This window comes from Ramlibacter sp. GCM10027632, assembly GCF_042675325.1.
Lineage (GTDB): Bacteria > Pseudomonadota > Gammaproteobacteria > Burkholderiales > Burkholderiaceae_C > Ramlibacter.
This window is the reverse complement of the sequence record NZ_JBHTGW010000005.1, coordinates 136,417-151,569: the sequence shown is the minus strand read 5'-3', so window position 1 is coordinate 151,569 and position 15,153 is coordinate 136,417. Positions and strand designations below refer to the sequence as shown.

General features: G+C 72.5%; 9 protein-coding genes. 3 read left to right on the top strand and 6 right to left on the bottom strand.

Going from position 1 to position 15,153, the window contains the following annotated elements; all coding sequences use genetic code 11:
* The first annotated feature begins 15 nt into the window (after window positions 1-15).
* Together lipB and lipA are read left to right on the top strand one after the other, a co-directional pair.
* Complete coding sequence (gene lipB / locus ACFQZY_RS09655) at window positions 16-690, top strand: lipoyl(octanoyl) transferase LipB (RefSeq protein ID WP_377415414.1); 675 nt, start codon at window positions 16-18, stop codon at window positions 688-690.
* Window positions 691-699: 9 nt separating this feature from the next.
* Window positions 700-1,683 carry a lipoyl synthase gene (gene lipA, locus ACFQZY_RS09650; RefSeq protein WP_377415413.1) on the top strand — a complete coding sequence of 328 codons (984 nt, stop codon included), beginning with the start codon at window positions 700-702 and terminating at the stop codon, window positions 1,681-1,683.
* Window positions 1,684-1,720: 37 nt separating this feature from the next.
* On the opposite strand, the gene ACFQZY_RS09645 is transcribed toward lipA, so the two are convergent.
* From ACFQZY_RS09645 to ACFQZY_RS09625, 5 genes are all read right to left on the bottom strand, one after another.
* Window positions 1,721-2,215, bottom strand: a complete 495-nt coding sequence (locus tag ACFQZY_RS09645; RefSeq protein ID WP_377415412.1) for a toxin-activating lysine-acyltransferase — start codon at window positions 2,213-2,215, stop codon at window positions 1,721-1,723.
* 8 nt (window positions 2,216-2,223) lie between these two features.
* Window positions 2,224-3,537, bottom strand: coding sequence for an HlyD family type I secretion periplasmic adaptor subunit (locus ACFQZY_RS09640; RefSeq protein ID WP_377415411.1), 1,314 nt, complete (start codon window positions 3,535-3,537; stop codon window positions 2,224-2,226).
* Window positions 3,530-5,731: a peptidase domain-containing ABC transporter gene (locus ACFQZY_RS09635; RefSeq protein ID WP_377415410.1), complete on the bottom strand. Its 2,202-nt coding sequence runs from the start codon at window positions 5,729-5,731 to the stop codon at window positions 3,530-3,532. Before ACFQZY_RS09635 ends, ACFQZY_RS09640 begins: the two co-directional genes overlap by 8 nt.
* On the bottom strand, window positions 5,728-10,446 hold the full coding sequence (locus ACFQZY_RS09630; RefSeq protein WP_377415409.1) for an Ig-like domain-containing protein: 4,719 nt from the start codon (window positions 10,444-10,446) through the stop codon (window positions 5,728-5,730). Before ACFQZY_RS09630 ends, ACFQZY_RS09635 begins: the two co-directional genes overlap by 4 nt.
* 1,150 nt (window positions 10,447-11,596) lie before the next feature.
* On the bottom strand, window positions 11,597-12,274 hold the full coding sequence (locus ACFQZY_RS09625) for a hypothetical protein (RefSeq protein WP_377415408.1): 678 nt from the start codon (window positions 12,272-12,274) through the stop codon (window positions 11,597-11,599).
* Between the two features lie 250 nt (window positions 12,275-12,524).
* Between ACFQZY_RS09625 and ACFQZY_RS09620 the strand changes: the two genes are divergently transcribed.
* Window positions 12,525-13,349, top strand: coding sequence for a DMT family transporter (locus ACFQZY_RS09620; RefSeq protein ID WP_377415407.1), 825 nt, complete (start codon window positions 12,525-12,527; stop codon window positions 13,347-13,349).
* 29 nt (window positions 13,350-13,378) lie between these two features.
* Here the strand turns inward: ACFQZY_RS09620 and ptsP are convergent, their stop codons facing one another.
* Entirely contained in the window at window positions 13,379-15,148 is a 1,770-nt protein-coding gene (ptsP, locus tag ACFQZY_RS09615) for a phosphoenolpyruvate--protein phosphotransferase (RefSeq protein ID WP_377415406.1), read from the bottom strand.
* Between the last annotated feature and the right edge of the window lie 5 nt (window positions 15,149-15,153).

Genomic DNA, 15,153 nt, shown 5'->3' with positions numbered 1-15,153 from the left:
CTGCGCGGAGGCCGCATGACCCTGCAGGTGCAAGCCCGGGGGCGGGTGGACTACCTGGCCACGTACGAGGCCATGCAGGCCTTCACCGCGGCGCGCGACGCCGCGACGCCCGACCAGCTGTGGATCTGCGAGCACCCGCCGGTGTTCACCCAGGGCCTGGCCGGCCAGGCCGGCCACGTGCTGGCGGCCGGCGACATCCCGGTGGTGCAGACCAACCGGGGCGGCCAGGTGACCTACCACGGCCCCGGCCAGGTGGTGGCCTACCCCCTCATCGACCTGCAGCGCGCGGGCTACTTCGTCAAGGAGTACGTCTACCGGATCGAGGAGGCGGTGATCCGCACCCTGGCGCATTTCGGCGTGACCGGCCTGCGCGTGGCGGGGGCCCCGGGCATCTACGTGAGCCTGTCCGACCCGTTCTCCCACCACCGGCCGGCCGGCCCGCAGCCGGCAGGCGACCCGTTCCGCGGCCTGGGCAAGATCGCCGCCCTGGGCATCAAGGTCAGCCGGCACTGCACCTACCACGGCGTGGCGCTGAACGTGGCCATGGACCTGGAGCCGTTCAACCGCATCAACCCGTGCGGTTATGCGGGCCTGCGGACGGTCGACCTTTCTACAATCGGTGTCGACACCACCTGGAACGAGGCGGCTGCCGTGCTGGGCCAGAAGCTCGGCGCGCTGCTCGCCCCCTGAGAACCCACCATGAGCTCCAACCCCGTCGTGCGCGAAGCGCAAAGCACCGAGAACTACAACGCCTCCGCCAAGCAGAAGGCCGCGGCCAAGCTCTCGCGCATCCCGGTCAAGGTCGAACAGGCCGAAGTGCTGAAGAAGCCGGAGTGGATCCGCGTCAAGGCCGGATCGCCCACGACCCGGTTCTACGAGATCAAGCAGATCCTGCGCGAGAACAAGCTGAACACGGTGTGCGAGGAAGCCTCCTGCCCCAACATCGGCGAGTGCTTCGGCAAGGGCACGGCGACCTTCATGATCATGGGCGACAAGTGCACCCGCCGCTGCCCGTTCTGCGACGTGGGCCATGGCCGCCCCGACCCGCTGGACCCGAACGAGCCGGAGAACCTGGCCAACACCATCGCCAAGCTGAAGCTGAAGTACGTGGTGATCACCAGCGTCGACCGTGACGACCTGCGCGACGGCGGCAGCCAGCACTTCGTGGACTGCATCCGGCGCACCCGCGAGCTCTCGCCCGAGACCACCATCGAGATCCTGGTGCCCGACTTCCGCGGCCGTGACGACCGTGCGCTGGAGATCCTGAAGGCCGCGCCGCCGGACGTGATGAACCACAACCTCGAGACCATCCCGCGCCTGTACAAGGAAGCGCGCCCGGGCTCGGACTACGCCTTCAGCCTGAACCTGCTCAAGAAGTTCAAGGCGCTGCACCCTAACGTGCCGACCAAGAGCGGCCTGATGGTCGGCCTGGGTGAGACGGACGAAGAGATCCTGCAGGTCATGCGCGACATGCGCGCGCACGACATCGACATGCTCACCATCGGCCAGTACCTGGCGCCGACCACCTCGCACCTGCCGGTGCGCCGCTACGTGCACCCGGACACTTTCAAGATGTTCGAGGAAGAGGCCTACAAGATGGGCTTCACCCACGCGGCAGTGGGCGCCATGGTGCGTTCGAGCTATCACGCCGACCAGCAGGCCCACGCCGCCGGCGTGGCCTGACCCCGCCCGGCGGCCCGCCCCTGCGCTGGCCTGAACCTCAACCCGCAGGCCAGGTGTAGACCTCGGCCTCGGGCTCGCCCGCCAGCGCCAGCTGGCGCACCACCTGCCCGGGCAGCACGTTCTCGCGCAGGTCCTTCATCACCTCCCGCGCGCCGCCGAAAGGCGCCAGCAGGTCCACCACCCAGACCTCCTCGCCCGAGCGCCAGTCCGCCGGCGTGAGGCGGTGCGGCAGGCAGCGGAAACGCCGCGCCACCTCGGGCGACAGGCGGGCCCACGACACGAAGGCCACCGGGGTTTCGTCACGCAGGTAGACCTTGGCCTGGTTCAGCATCAGCGGCGGCATGACGCGCCACTCCAGGTCGCTCAGGAGCGCGTGGCGCGTGGTCGGCGCGGCCAGCATCAGCCAGCTCACCGTGCCGAGCAGGGGCACCTTCTTCATGACCTTGGCGGCCTGGGTCCGGGCGAGCGCGGCCAGGGCGTCCAGGGGCTCGCCGTCGGCCGGCGCGGGCGGGAAGGTGGGGGATGCGGTCACGGGCACTCCTAGCGTTCGCGAAGGGACTCCTGCCACCCTCGCAGCAGGGGGCTGAGGAAGTAGTCGACCAGGCGGCGCCGGCCGGTGCGGATCTCGGCCGCCACGTTCATGCCGGGCACGGCCAGCCCCTCGGCGCCGTCGGCGCTGCGCGGCGTGCGCAGGGCATCCAGCCGGATCCGCACGGGATAGGCCGCGCCAAGCGCCGGGTCCTGGAGGGCGTCGGTGCCGACCCAGGTGACCTCGCCGCCGATCGCGCCGTGGCGCGTGAAGTCGAAGGCCTCGAGCTTGCTGGCCACCGGCTGGCCGACCCGCACATGGCCGATGTCGCGATTGAGCACCCGGGCCTCGACCTCGAGGGCGGCCTGCTGCGGCACCACGGTGAGCAGGGCCTGCGCCGGCGTGACGACGCCGCCCTCGGTGGCCACCGCGAGCTGCTGCACCACCCCGTCGATGGGGCTGCGCAGCACCTGCCACTCGCGCCGCTGCCGGGCCTTCACCAGCTCCTGCCCGGTGGCCTCGCGCCGGCGCCGGGCCTCGGCCAGCTCGGTGCGGATGCGCGAACGGAATTCCGCCTCGGCGAGCGCAACCTGGCGGTGCGCCGCCTGCCAGCCAGCCTCGGCCTCGCGCAGGCGGCTGGCCTGCAGGGCGAGGTCGCGCTCATGCTGCTGCGCCTCGAGCCGCGTGTCGATGAGGGCGCCGTCGGAGAGGAAGCCGGTGCGGGCCAGCGACTCGCGCATCTCCAGCCGCCGCCCCACCAGGGGTGCGCTGCGCGCGAGCGCCTCCAGCCCCGAGGCCAGCGTGTCACGCTCGGCCTGCCGGCGCACGGCTTCGGCCTGGAGGGCGTCCACCCGGGCGCGCTGCTCGACGGCGCGCGCGGCCAGCAGGGCCTGCTGGTGCGCGAGGAGGTCCGGCGGCATGCCGGGCAGCCCCGCCAGCGTGGCATGCCCGGCCAGCAGGCCGGCCAGGCGCTCCACGTCAGCCTGCGCCTCCCAGGCCTCGCGCTGCAGGCGCTCGCGGTCGGCGTCGCTGGCGGTGGGGTCGAGCTCGATCAGCACCTCGCCCGCCCGGACGGCCTGGCCGTCGCGCACTGCGATGCGGCGGACCACGCCGCCCTCGGGCGACTGCACGACCTTGCTGCGGCCGGAGGCGATCACGCGCCCTTGCGCGGTGATGACGATGTCGGTGCGGACCCAGCTGGCGTAGGCGAGCGTTGCGGCGAGCAGCGCGCACAGCGTCCACAGCACGAGGCGCGCGCGCAGGAGCGGCGGCTGCGCCTGCAGGGCGATGGCGTCGATGCCGAAGGGGTTGGCCGGCTCACGCATGGAGCGGCTCCAGGGGCGCGGCGCCGGCATCCGGCGCGCCGCGGTCGCTCGCAGCGGCGGAGGCACTCGACGCACTCGACGCACTCGACGCACTCGCAGCGCTCAGGTCGCCTGGCTCGCTGCCGGACACGGCGCGGCCCTGCCCGATCACGACCACGCGGTGCGCCAGCCGCAGCATGGAGGGCCGGTGCGCCACGACGACGACGCTGCGTTGCGCGCTCCAGGCGCGCAGCTGCGCCAGCAGCGCCGCCTCGCCCGCCTCGTCGAGCCAGGCACTGGGCTCGTCAAGCAGGAGTACCGCCGGGTCGGCGGCCAGGGCCCTGGCGATCGCGATGCGCGCCCGCTGCCCGCCGGACAGCCGCGCACCGCGCTCGCCGACCCGCGTGTCGTACCCCTGCGGCAGGCACAGGATGAACTCGTGCGCCCCCGCCGCGCGGGCGGCCTCGACCACGCGCTCCATCGGCAGGCCGGGGGCCGCCGCCGCGATGTTCTCGCGCACCGTGAGGTGGAACAGCACCGGCTCCTGCGGCACCACGGCCACCTGCCGGCGCAGCCAGGCCGGGTCCATCAGGGCGACGTCATGCCCGTCGACGAGGACCCGCCCGGCCTCGGGGGCGTGCAGCCGCTGCAGCAGCCGCAGCACGGTGGTCTTGCCCGCGCCCGATTCGCCGGCGAGGGCGACGATCTCGCCCGGGCGAACCTGCAGGCTGAAGCCGTCCAGCACCCGCGGCAAATGCGGCGCGTAGCGGAACGCCACGGCCTCCAGGCGCAGCTCGCCGCGCAGCGGCGGCGGCAGGCTGGTGCCCAACGCGAGCGCGGGCTCGGGGCGGACCTCCATGACCTGCGCGAGCCGGCGCAGGCTCACCCGCAGCTGCACCGTGTCCTGCCAGAGGGAGGCGAGCTTGAGCACGGGAGCATGGACACGGCTGGCCAGCATGTTGAAGGCGATCAGCCCGCCGACGGTGAGCGTGCCCGCGATCACCTCGCGGGCCCCCAGCCACAGCAGTGCCACGGTGAGCAGGCGCGAGGCCAGGGCCAGCGCCTGCTGCGTTCCCTGCGCCACCTGGCCGGCGTGGAAGGCTGCGCGCACCTGCCGCGCGAGGCGGCGCTCCCAGGCCCGCTGCCAGGCGGGCTCGAGCGCCTGGGACTTGAGGGTCTCGATGGCGCCGATGGCCTCGGTGAGGAAGGCCTGGTTCTCGGCGCCCAGCGCATGGCGGTCGTCCAGCTCACGCCGCAGGCGGGGCGCCAGGCCCCACGAGAGCAACGCGAAGACCGGCAGCGAGGCGGCGACCACCGCCGCGAGGCCCACGCTGTAGTGGGCCATGACCGCGAGGAAGATGAAGACGAACGCCAGGTCCAGCCCGCTGCCCAGTGCGGGGCCGGTGAGGAAGGCCCGCACGTTCTCCAGCTCGCGCAGGCAGGCGGCGGTGTCCGCCGGGCGCCGCCGGTCGAAGTAGGACAACGGCAGGCGCAGCAGGTGCCGGAAGACGCGCGCGCCGAGCGCCACGTCGAGCCGCTGGGCCGTGTGGTTGGACAGGTAGTGACGCAGGAGCGCAAGGACGGCCTCGAAGACGCCCAGGGCCAGCAGGCCCAGGACCAGCACGTCGAGGGTGGACGGGGTGCGCTGGGTGAGCACCTTGTCGATCACCACCTGCAGCACCAGCGGCGTGGCCAGTGCGAGCAGCTGCAGGAACAGCGACGCGAGCAGCACCTCGGCCAGCACGGCGCGGTGCGGGCGCAGGGCCTGCAGGAACCAGCCGAGGCCGAAGCGCGCCGCCCCGGGCGCCTCGCCCGCCAGCTCGCCCGGCGCACGCGGCACGGCCAGCCAGCGGCCGCCCCACAGGGCCGCGAGCGCGTCATCGCCCAGGGCCTGGGGCGCGGCCTCGCCGGCGCACTGCACGAGCCAGCCGCCGGCCGCGGCCGGCGAGGCCAGGAGGAGGCGACCATCCCGCGCCTCGGCGAGCACGGGCATCGGCCCGCGCCGCGCCCGGGAGAGCCGGCCACGGCGCGCCACCGGCTCCAGGCCCAGGGCCTGCAAGGCCAGGGCGGCCTGCGCAAGGCCGAGCGATCCGTCGGCGGCGCCATGCTCGCGCAGCAGCAGGGCGGCGTCGGGGTGCAGGCCGAAGAGGCCGGCGAACAGGCGCAGCACCTCGGCCTGCTGCGCCGCGCCGGCAGCCGGCGGGCGGGCGCTCATGCCGGCCTCCCGGGCGTGGCGCCGGCGGGGTCGTGCAGGGGCAGGAACGGGTCGATGGCGTACACATCGGCATCGCCGGGCAGCGGCGTGAAGGTGAGGGGCGGCGGCTCGGCCGCGGGCGAACTCGCCGCCCACGCCAGGAACACCTGGGCGCGGCGGGCGAGGTCCGCGGCCTCGTCGGCAGCCGCCGCCTGCGCGCCGAGCACCACGTCACCGGCCTGGGTGGTGGAGCCGTCGTCCAGCCGCACCGGGGAGGTGCCCAGGACCGTGTTGCCCTCGCTCGCCCAGGCTTCGCCGCCGCGCGCGAGGGAGATGCCGGCGACCTGCGTGTCCGAGATCGGCGTGAACGCGCCATCGGCCGCGAGCAGGCCGAACTCGGACCAGCGCGCGTCGGCGGCGTCGAACCAGCCGTCGCGGTTGCTGTCGAAGGCACGCAGGCCTTCGAGGTCCGAGGTGGCGCCGGGCTGGTAGCGGGCGAGGCTGATCTCGTCGATGCGGCGGACCGCGCCATCGCGGTCGTGGTCCCAGGCGAGCAGGGCGTCGTCGCCGGCGACCCACCCGATGCGCTCGATGCGGCCGTCACCGCCGAAGTCCGCATAGGCCACCGAATCCGCAGCGCCGACGAGGTCGATGCCGTCACCGGCGAGGTCGACCACCACCGGGCCGCCGTCCGCGCTGCTATCGACGAAGGGGTAGCCGTAGGTGCCGACCGCGAGCGTCATGTGGAACGGGGTGCGGTCGACGCCGTCCGTGGCCACCACGGTGAAGGTGGTCTGCCCGCCCTTCTCGCCGCGCGGGTCGTAGAGCCAGTCGCCCGTGGCGGTGTTCAGCGAGACGCTGCCGCGGTCCGGCGCGCGCGCGAGCTCCCAGGTGATGGGGCCGGGGCCGTCCACGTCCGTCGCGAGGAAGCGGCCGCGGTGCGGGCCCCAGGGGGTGGGCTCCTTGGGTGCGGGGTCGTCGCCGAGGACCACCGGGGCATCGTTGACGGCGTGCACCGTGACACGGGCGGTGGCCTCGGCGCTACCGCCACGGCCGTCGCTGGCGCGGTACAGGAAATCGGCGGGGCCGTGGTAGTCCGGCGCGGGCACGAACCGCACGGTGCGGGCGACGGGGTCGAGCTCGTAGGTCCCCGCGCCGGGGACCTGGGGCGTGATGGCCTCGATGGTGAGGCGTTCGCCGGTGGCCGGCGTGTCCGGGTCGGTGTCGTTGGCCAGCAGCTGGTCGAAGCTGATGAGGACGGTGCCGGGGTCCTCGTTGACGTGGAAGCTGTCGTCCGCGGCGCGGGGCGGGTGGTTGGTGCGCGCGAGGTCGATGCGCACGGTGGCCGCCGCCGTCGCGCCCTCGGCGTCCGCCACGGTGTACGAGAAGCCGGCGGGACCCGCGTAGCCGGGCTCGGGGTCGAAGACCACGCCGGCTTCGGTCAGCGACACCGTTCCGTGCGCGGCGGGGCCGACGCGCACGAGGCGCAGGCCGGTGGGCGTCTCGGCGTCGGTATCGTTGGCCAGCAGGGCCTCGGGCGTGAAGGTGTAGCGGGTGTCCATCACGCCGGTGAACGATTCGCCGGTTGCCGCCGGCGCGTCGTTCACCGGGGCGAGCTCGACCTGCACCTGCCCGTGCGCCGACGCGGTGCCGTCGCTGACGACATAGCGGAAGCCAGCCAGGCCCGCGTACTCGGGGTCGGGCGTGAACTCGATGCGCGGCGTGCCGTCCGGCGCGGCCACCATGCGCACGCTGCCGTGCAGGACGGCGTCGATCGACGTGATGCGCAGGGTGTCGCCGTCGGGATCCCGGTCGTTCGCGAGGAGCAGCCCGGGATCGAACAGGAGCACGGTGTCTTCCTGTGCCGAGACGGCCTCACCCTGGACCACGGGCGCATGGTTCTCAGGTGGCGGTGGCGGTGGCGGTGGCGGAGGCGGAGGCGGAGGCGGAGGCGGTGGTGCCGGTGCCGGTGCCGGTGCCGGTGCTGGTGCTGGTGCCGGCGCTGGTGCTGGTGCCGGCGCTGGTGCTGGTGCCGGCGCTGGTGCTGGTGCTGGTGCTGGTGCTGGTGCTGGTGCTGGTGCTGGTGCTGGTGCTGGTGCTGGTGCTGGTGCCGGTGCCGGTGCTGGTGCCGGTGCCGGTGCCGGTGCTGGTGCTGGTGCCGGTGCTGGTGCCGGTGCTGGTGCCGGTGCTGGTGCGGGAGGCGACGATGGCGCGGGCGCCTGGGCGCGCACCGGCTCGGTCGCCGGATGCGGCACAGCGGGCACCATGCCGGGCCCCAGGGGCTGCGCCTGGAAGGGCGGCGGTACGTCGGCGAGCGGCCACCGGCCCGGTGCAGCGTAGTGAACGATGGCGCCCGGGTCGAAGGGCGCCACCTCATCCGCTCCCCAGGCCCCTGGCCGATCCCGCGCGATCAGCGGCTCGGCCACGGACACCCGCACCAGGCCACCGGGTATCGCCGGCCAGGCCCCGCCGGGGCCGTCGGCGGCATCGGTCGCCGCACCCGCCCCACCGCTGTCCGTGCCCGCCGGGGATCGGAAGATGGCGACATCCGGACGCCCCGCCACCGACAGGGCCGAACCGCCGCCCGACTCCCCGGCCACCGGCATGGCCACGGCCGCCCCGGAGAAGCCCAGCGCCACCGACGCCATGAGCGCCCCCTCCGACGCGAACAGGTCCCCCTGGGCCGCGCGGACCATGCCCGCCGTCACCTCGACGCGGGACTGCGCGAGCGAGGTCGCGGCAGGCCGGCCGGTGAGCCGCGCATCGCCCGGCCGCACCACCGCAGGCTGCCGCCCCCGCGCGTCCTCCCCCTCATGGACACGGGCATCGACTTCGCGCGTGTTGACCGCATGGAAATACGCGTCAACCTGACCTTCGTCGGCTTCGCGCAGTTCGGTGACGCCCACCGCCTCGCCCTGACCCGCCCGCACGAGCCGGCCCTGCGACTCGCCCGTGATGGCGATGAGGCCGGCGGTTTCGCGGCGGCCATCGGACCATTCGAGGACGAGCCCCCCGGGCTGCAGCACGAGGGCCGCCAGGCCGCTGTCGGCCAGCGACACGGTCTCGTCATGCCCGCCGCTGCGGCTGGCGCCATCGCCCTCGAGATCGACCCACAGCCTCAGCGCGTGGAAGGCGGGATCGCGTGCGTCGATGCGGCCATCCCGGTTGGTGTCGAGGCCCTCGGGGTCCGCCCCGATCAGCTCGCGCGGCTGCAGCAGGCCGTCGCCATCGAGGTCCAGGCCGACCAGGGCCTGGCCCGGTGCGGCCCACCGGGTGCGCTCGAGGAAGGCGTCCGCATCCAGGTTGACCAGCACCTCGCGCGCGGGCCCGATGGCCGCGGCGGGCCGCCCCAGCGAGATGACGGTCAGGCCCTGCCGGCTGCCGTCCTCGCTGGCCTCGGGGGCCTGCCAGAGCTCACCGGCGAGCGGCCGCTCGCGCAGCGTCTCCAGGCGCACCTCCAGCGGGACGCCGGCCTGCGCCTGCTCGACCCAGTGCGCCCGCAGCCCCTCCACCTGCCAGTCGGGCGCGAGTGCGTAGTGTTGCGCCAGCCGGGCGAAATCGAGGCCGAGCTGGTAGGCATAGGGCGGGTAGTCGTCCTGCGCGCCGGTCCACAGCGGCCCCTGGGAGAGGGGGCTGTCGTCCCGCCAGCCGCGGCGGCCGAACTCGTCGTAGTACCGCACCTGCTGGCGGCCCTGGTCGTCGACCCAGGTCAGCGAGTACGGCGTGAGGCCTCCCGCCTGGTACATCCCCACGTGCAGCGCGGGCAGGCCGTCGGGGATGAGCGCCCACCCCGGCATCTGGGCGGCGACCTGCTGGGCCAGGCCCTCGGTGAGTTGCGTGAGCATGTCCCTCGCGATGCGCTCGCCGCCGTTTTCACCGGGCGGGCTGGTGAAGGCGAGGGCGCCGTCGTCGGCCCATCCCGCGCAGGCGTCGCCGGTGACGGGAGGCGGGTCCTCGTCGGCGATCAGCGAGAAGCCGATACTGAGCGCGATGGCCATCGGCCCGGCCCAGGCCGATCCGCTGAGGGATCCATACAGGCCGAGGCCGCCGCTGATGATGCCGGCCACGTCGCCGGCCTCGATCGCGAGGGCCAGCTGCAGGCCGGGGATGACGCCGGACACGGCGTCCCCGAGCCCGAGCCAGCCTGCAATCTCGCGGCTGGCCTCCAGCCCGAAGGTGTCGGCCAGGCGGATCGCTCCCAGCGCGATGCGCGCGGCATCGCCTTCCTCCACCGCTTGCCAGAGGGACAGGGCGGCCGACACCGGGTCCAGCGAACCCAGGCCGGAGGCCTCGCCCAGGGCGCCTTGCTGGAGGCCATCGATCTCGCGGTAGACCCCCAGGACCGCCTCGACGCGCTGCGAGTCGTCGAGCGTGGACCACTGGTCCAGGCGCAGGAAGGCCGAGCCGGCGGACAGCCCCGCCCCGGCCCCGGCGAGGGAGGCGTCGGGTAGCGGCGCGCGCGGGTGGGGCTCGGGGGAATCGGCGGGCCGGTCGGAGGGCGGGACGTCGAGGGGATGGGTCGGGCCCTCGATGTCGTCCAGCACCGCGTCGGACTCGAAGGCAGCGGCCGTCACGACCGGCTCCAGGCTCGCGTGGAGCTGGCCGGTGGCATCGGTCACGACGATGCGGCCGGTGGCCGGGTCACGCTCGAGCGTGTCGCCTGGACGGGTGCGCAGGCGCTCCTGGCCCTCCTCGTCGAGGACGACCACGACGCTGGCGCCGTTGCGGTCGGTCACGTTGCGCAGGATGAAGGCCGGGCCGTCGGGGTGGGCGGGATCCTGGGGGACGCGGGTGTCGATGGCGTCACCGGCCGACGAGTCGGGCGGGGTAGGCTGCGGTGATGGGCGCCGGCCCGCAACCCAGTCGTCGACCGTAGGGTCGCCGCGGCCCGCACCCTCAAACAGACGGCCGCCCTCATAGGTCGACCACCGCTCGTTGCCATAGTTGTCGATGGACGCGTCGTGGAGGAAATAGCGGTCTGGATTGGGGCGTAGCCCCTCGGGGATAGGCCCGACCGGGATGCCCTGGGCTTCCAATGTCCCAACTGCCATCTCGAGGGTCACGCCCGATATGCCATCAGGGTTGTAGCCGCCGCCTATGGTGGCATGGACGCCGGGCACCTTGATGACCCGAGCCTCCCCGTCGAACGGCATCAAGACAAAGGAGTAGCGCGGATCATCGGACACCAGCAACAGGGGTGGATTCGCGAGCCCCGGCGGAACGGTCGTGTTGCGTACCCCGTCGGCCTGGAGCACGGGGTCAAAGAAGGTGGCCTGAGCGACGTTCGCGGAGCCGGGAGGAATCAGGCCTTCGATTCCGCGGTCGTGTAACTCGTTGAGGAACACGAGGGCACTGGCTGAGCCACGACTGTAGCCGCTGACGGTGAAGACGATTTCGGCGTCGGGATTCTCGGTGAGGATCTCGGACACGCGTCGACGGACCTCCTCATAGGCGTAGTCCGCGTTGGCATTGACGATCCGTCCTGCATTCATGGGCAACGCATCCCAGACGCTCGGCTCGGTGTAAGGAAGCGCGACACCATTGCCATCGGTGGCACCCGCTGCGTTCAACTGTGCGCCGGGGCCGGGTATGTAGATGGTGTTTTGGATATCCCCCTGCGTTTGCTGCAACTGGGTCAGCAAGAAGATGTTCGTCGGCGATTCGCCCGGCCTGGGAAATTTGCCGTTGTTATGGGTCCCATCGAAATTGACGTTGATGACGATGGCGGAGGACGACGCCGTCTGGTTGACGGGAAATGACTGAGCGGCATTTCGCATCTCCTCGATTTGTCGGACTTGCTCAGCTGAAGCGGCGCGGTAGGGCGTCGTGCCCGTCACACCGATGTAACCCCTGTCCCGAAGGGAGGGGGCCAGGTAGGGCTGGTCGTCAGCGGACATGGGCCTCTACCCGCTCCGGGACGGTGTCCCACTTACTGTCGAAGTCGATGTCCTGCGCCGGTGTCCCCGGGACAGTCGCAACAATATGCTCCTCCCGGACATAGACCGCCGGCCCTACCGTGCCTGGTGGTTTCAGGCGCTCGGCAACAGGCCTCAGGTTGAAGACGATCTGCCACTTGAGTACGAGCCAACCGTCGGCCACAGCGATCGCGAACAGAGGCGGATGGTCACCAGTGGGACCAAAGGTACGGCGCTCTCGCTGGTGCTGCAGGAGAATCTGGCGGGTCTCGGCAAACTCACGCACCAAGCGCCCGACGTCGACGCGCTCTGCGATGAACTGACGACCGTCCTTGAGTTTCCAGCGGACATCCAGCGGGTAAAAGCCTGTGAGGCCGACAATGAATCCGGACCCCTCACCACCCGAAAAGTCTCCCCACGCGCGCTGGCTGTGGGGACTGTAGTTCACTTGTGCGCGGGCGACTTGCCGCTCGAACATCACCCGGTCCTGCGCGACGCCGAAGTTGTAGACCGGATGCCCGCCAGGGATCGCCGATGCTCCCGCCTGCCCCCCTGGCGAAGCGCACCCGACCAGCCACAGCAGCAGCAGAACGCTGCTCCCCCACCGGCCATACCGCACGAGCCGTCTTGCACTGTCCACGCCACGCATCACGCCTCCCCGGCACACGCGCACGCACGCCGACCACGTACTGCCTGCTTGCTTCGTGGACGGCTCCGGGTCATGCCGGCCCAGGGGGCCGGCGGCCTCTGCGGGCGGCCTCGGATGCCATCCTCCCTGGGTCGCCGGGCCCGCGGGCCCGGCGACGGACGAAGGCTCGTCTGCGGGCCATTCTTCCACCCACCGGACCCGGCCCTGGCCGCGGGGATGTCAGATCTGACAGGGCTTATCCTCCCACCCCATGCCCGCCAACCTCCACGCCCTGGGCGCCATCGCGCTCTGGGCCTCGCTGGCCTCGCTCGGCCTGGCGCTCTCGCATGTCCCGCCCTTCCTCCTCACCGGCCTCGCCCTGGTGATCGGCAGCGTCCCGGCCTGGCCGCTCGTGCGCCAGTGGCGGATCCCCCTGCGCACGCTGGCCCTGGGGATCTACGGCCTGTTCGGCTATCACCTCCTGCTGTTCATCGCGCTGCGATTGGCTCCGCCCGTGGAGGCCAACCTGGTGAACTACCTGTGGCCCCTGCTGATCGTGGTGCTGGCCCCGGTATTCCTGCCCGGGATGCGGCTGCGGCCGGCCCATGTGGTCGCCGCCCTGGCGGGCTTCACCGGCGCAGCCATCGCCATCCTCGGCGGCGGGCCCGCCACGGCCGGCAGCAGTTGGTCCTGGGGTTACCTGCCGGCGCTCGGCGCGGCCTTCGCCTGGTCCACTTACTCGCTGTGGACCCGGCGCGTGCCCGCCTTCCCCACCGCGGCGATCGGGCTGTTCGGGCTGGTGTCCGGCCTGCTGTCGCTGGCCTGCCATGCGCTGTTCGAACCCGCGGTCAGCCTGACCACGACCGACTGGGTCCTGGTCACCCTGATGGGCCTGGGCCCGCTGGGCGCCGCGTTCTTCCTCTGGGACAAGGCCCTCAAGCAGGGCGACGCGCGCCAGATCGGCATCCTGAGCTACATCACGCCGCTGGCGTCGACCGTGCTGCTCATGCTGGTGAGCGGCCGGCAGCTCTCCACGAGCATTGCCCTGGCAGCCGCCCTGATCATCGGCGCGGCGATCGCGGGAACCCGCGGGTAGGGGGCATCAGCGGGTGAGGCGGGGCCGCCTCACTCCATCAGCTTGGCCGGCTCCTCGGCCTCGACCACCTCGAGGGCCCAGGGCGCCAGCTTGACGGTGTCGGCCCGCAGCACCTCCTGCTTCACGGCCAGGATCTGCGCCGGGTGCATGGAGAACGAGCGCAGCCCCAGCCCCAGCAGCAGGCGGGTGAAGCTCACGTCGCCCGCCATCTCGCCGCACACGCTCACCGGCTTGCCCTGCGCGCGGCACTCGGCGATGGTGTCGGCCACCAGGCGCAGCACCGCGGGGTGGCACGGGTCGTACAGGTGGGCGACGGATTCGTCGGCACGGTCGATCGCCAGGGTGTACTGGATCAGGTCGTTGGTGCCGATCGAGAGGAAGTCGAAGTACTTGAGGAAGGTCTTGAGCGTGAGCGCCGCGGCCGGGATCTCGATCATCGCGCCCAGGCTCACCGGCCCGTAGGCCACGCCCCGGTTGTCCAGCTCGGCGCGGGCGAAGTCGACCAGCGACAGCGTGTGCCGGATCTCGCTCACGTGCGCCAGCATCGGGATCAGCATGTTCACCTTGCCGTGCGCCGCCGCCCGCAGGATGGCGCGCAGCTGCGTGAGGAACATCGCCGGGTCCGCCAGGCTCCAGCGGATCGCGCGCAGGCCCAGGGCGGGGTTCAGGTGCGCCAGGTCACGCTGCTGCGTGTCGTCCAGCGGCTTGTCGGCGCCCACGTCGATGGTGCGGATGGTCACCGGCAGGCCCTGCATGCCTTCCACGGCGCGGCGGTAGGCCAGGTACTGCTCCTCCTCGTCCGGGAGCTTGCCGTGGCGGCCCATGAACATGAACTCGCTGCGGAACAGGCCCACGCCCACCGCGCCGGCCTCGAGCGCGCCGGCGGCGTCCTCGGGCAGTTCGATGTTGGCCACCAGGTCGACCTTCTGGCCGTCGAGCGTGACGGCGGGGGTGTGCTTGAGGCGCGCGAGGCGGCCGCGTTCGAGTTCGGCCTGGCGCTGCTTGAAGCCGTACTCGGCGAGGATGATGGGCGAGGGGTCGACGATCATCACGCCGGCGTCGCCGTCGATGATGACCCAGTCGTCCTGGCGCACGAGCTGGCTGGCGCTGCGCGCGCCCACAACCGCCGGGATGTCCATGCTGCGCGCGACGATGGCGGTGTGCGAGGTCTTGCCGCCCACGTCCGTCACGAAGCCCGCGAACACCGACTGCTTGAACTGCAGCATGTCCGCCGGGGAGAGGTCGTGCGCGATCAGCACCAGGGGCACGTCCACCGTGCCATCGAGCAGCAGGTCCTGCTGGCGCGGTGCGGTGGCGCGCTTGGCCGGCGGCGCCGCCACCGGCGAGGCCACGCCCTTCATGTACCGCAGGATGCGCTCAGCCACCTGCTCGAGGTCGGCCTTGCGTTCGCGCAGGTAGTCGTCCTCCATCTCGTCGAACTGGCGCGAGAGCGACTCGAGGTGCGTGGTCAGCGCCCACTCGGCGTTGTAGAGGCGGTCGGAAATCCAGTGCTTGACGCCGGCGATGAGGTCCTCGTCCTGCAGCAGCATCAGGTGCACGTCGAGCAGGGCGGAGAGCTCGTGCGGCGCCTCCTTCGGGCCCATGCCCGCGATGGTCTGCTGCAGGCGGTGGAGCTCGTCCACCACCGCGTTGCGGCCGGCGCGGATGCGGGCGATCTCCGCCTCGACCTGGTCCGGCTCGATGAAGTAGTGCGCCACGTCGACCCGGCCGCCCATGAGCACGGCGCGGCCGATGGCAATGCCGCGTGCGACGGGAAGTCCGTGGATCGCGAAGGTCATGGCGT

Coding starts and splice junctions, on each gene's coding strand:
- lipB (WP_377415414.1), top strand. CDS start 16: ATGACCCTGCAGGTGCAAGCCCGGGGGCGGGTGGACTACCTGGCCACG.
- lipA (WP_377415413.1), top strand. CDS start 700: ATGAGCTCCAACCCCGTCGTGCGCGAAGCGCAAAGCACCGAGAACTAC.
- ACFQZY_RS09640 (WP_377415411.1), bottom strand. CDS start 3,537: ATGCGTGAGCCGGCCAACCCCTTCGGCATCGACGCCATCGCCCTGCAG.
- ACFQZY_RS09635 (WP_377415410.1), bottom strand. CDS start 5,731: ATGAGCGCCCGCCCGCCGGCTGCCGGCGCGGCGCAGCAGGCCGAGGTG.
- ACFQZY_RS09625 (WP_377415408.1), bottom strand. CDS start 12,274: ATGCGTGGCGTGGACAGTGCAAGACGGCTCGTGCGGTATGGCCGGTGG.
- ACFQZY_RS09620 (WP_377415407.1), top strand. CDS start 12,525: ATGCCCGCCAACCTCCACGCCCTGGGCGCCATCGCGCTCTGGGCCTCG.
- ptsP (WP_377415406.1), bottom strand. CDS start 15,148: ATGACCTTCGCGATCCACGGACTTCCCGTCGCACGCGGCATTGCCATC.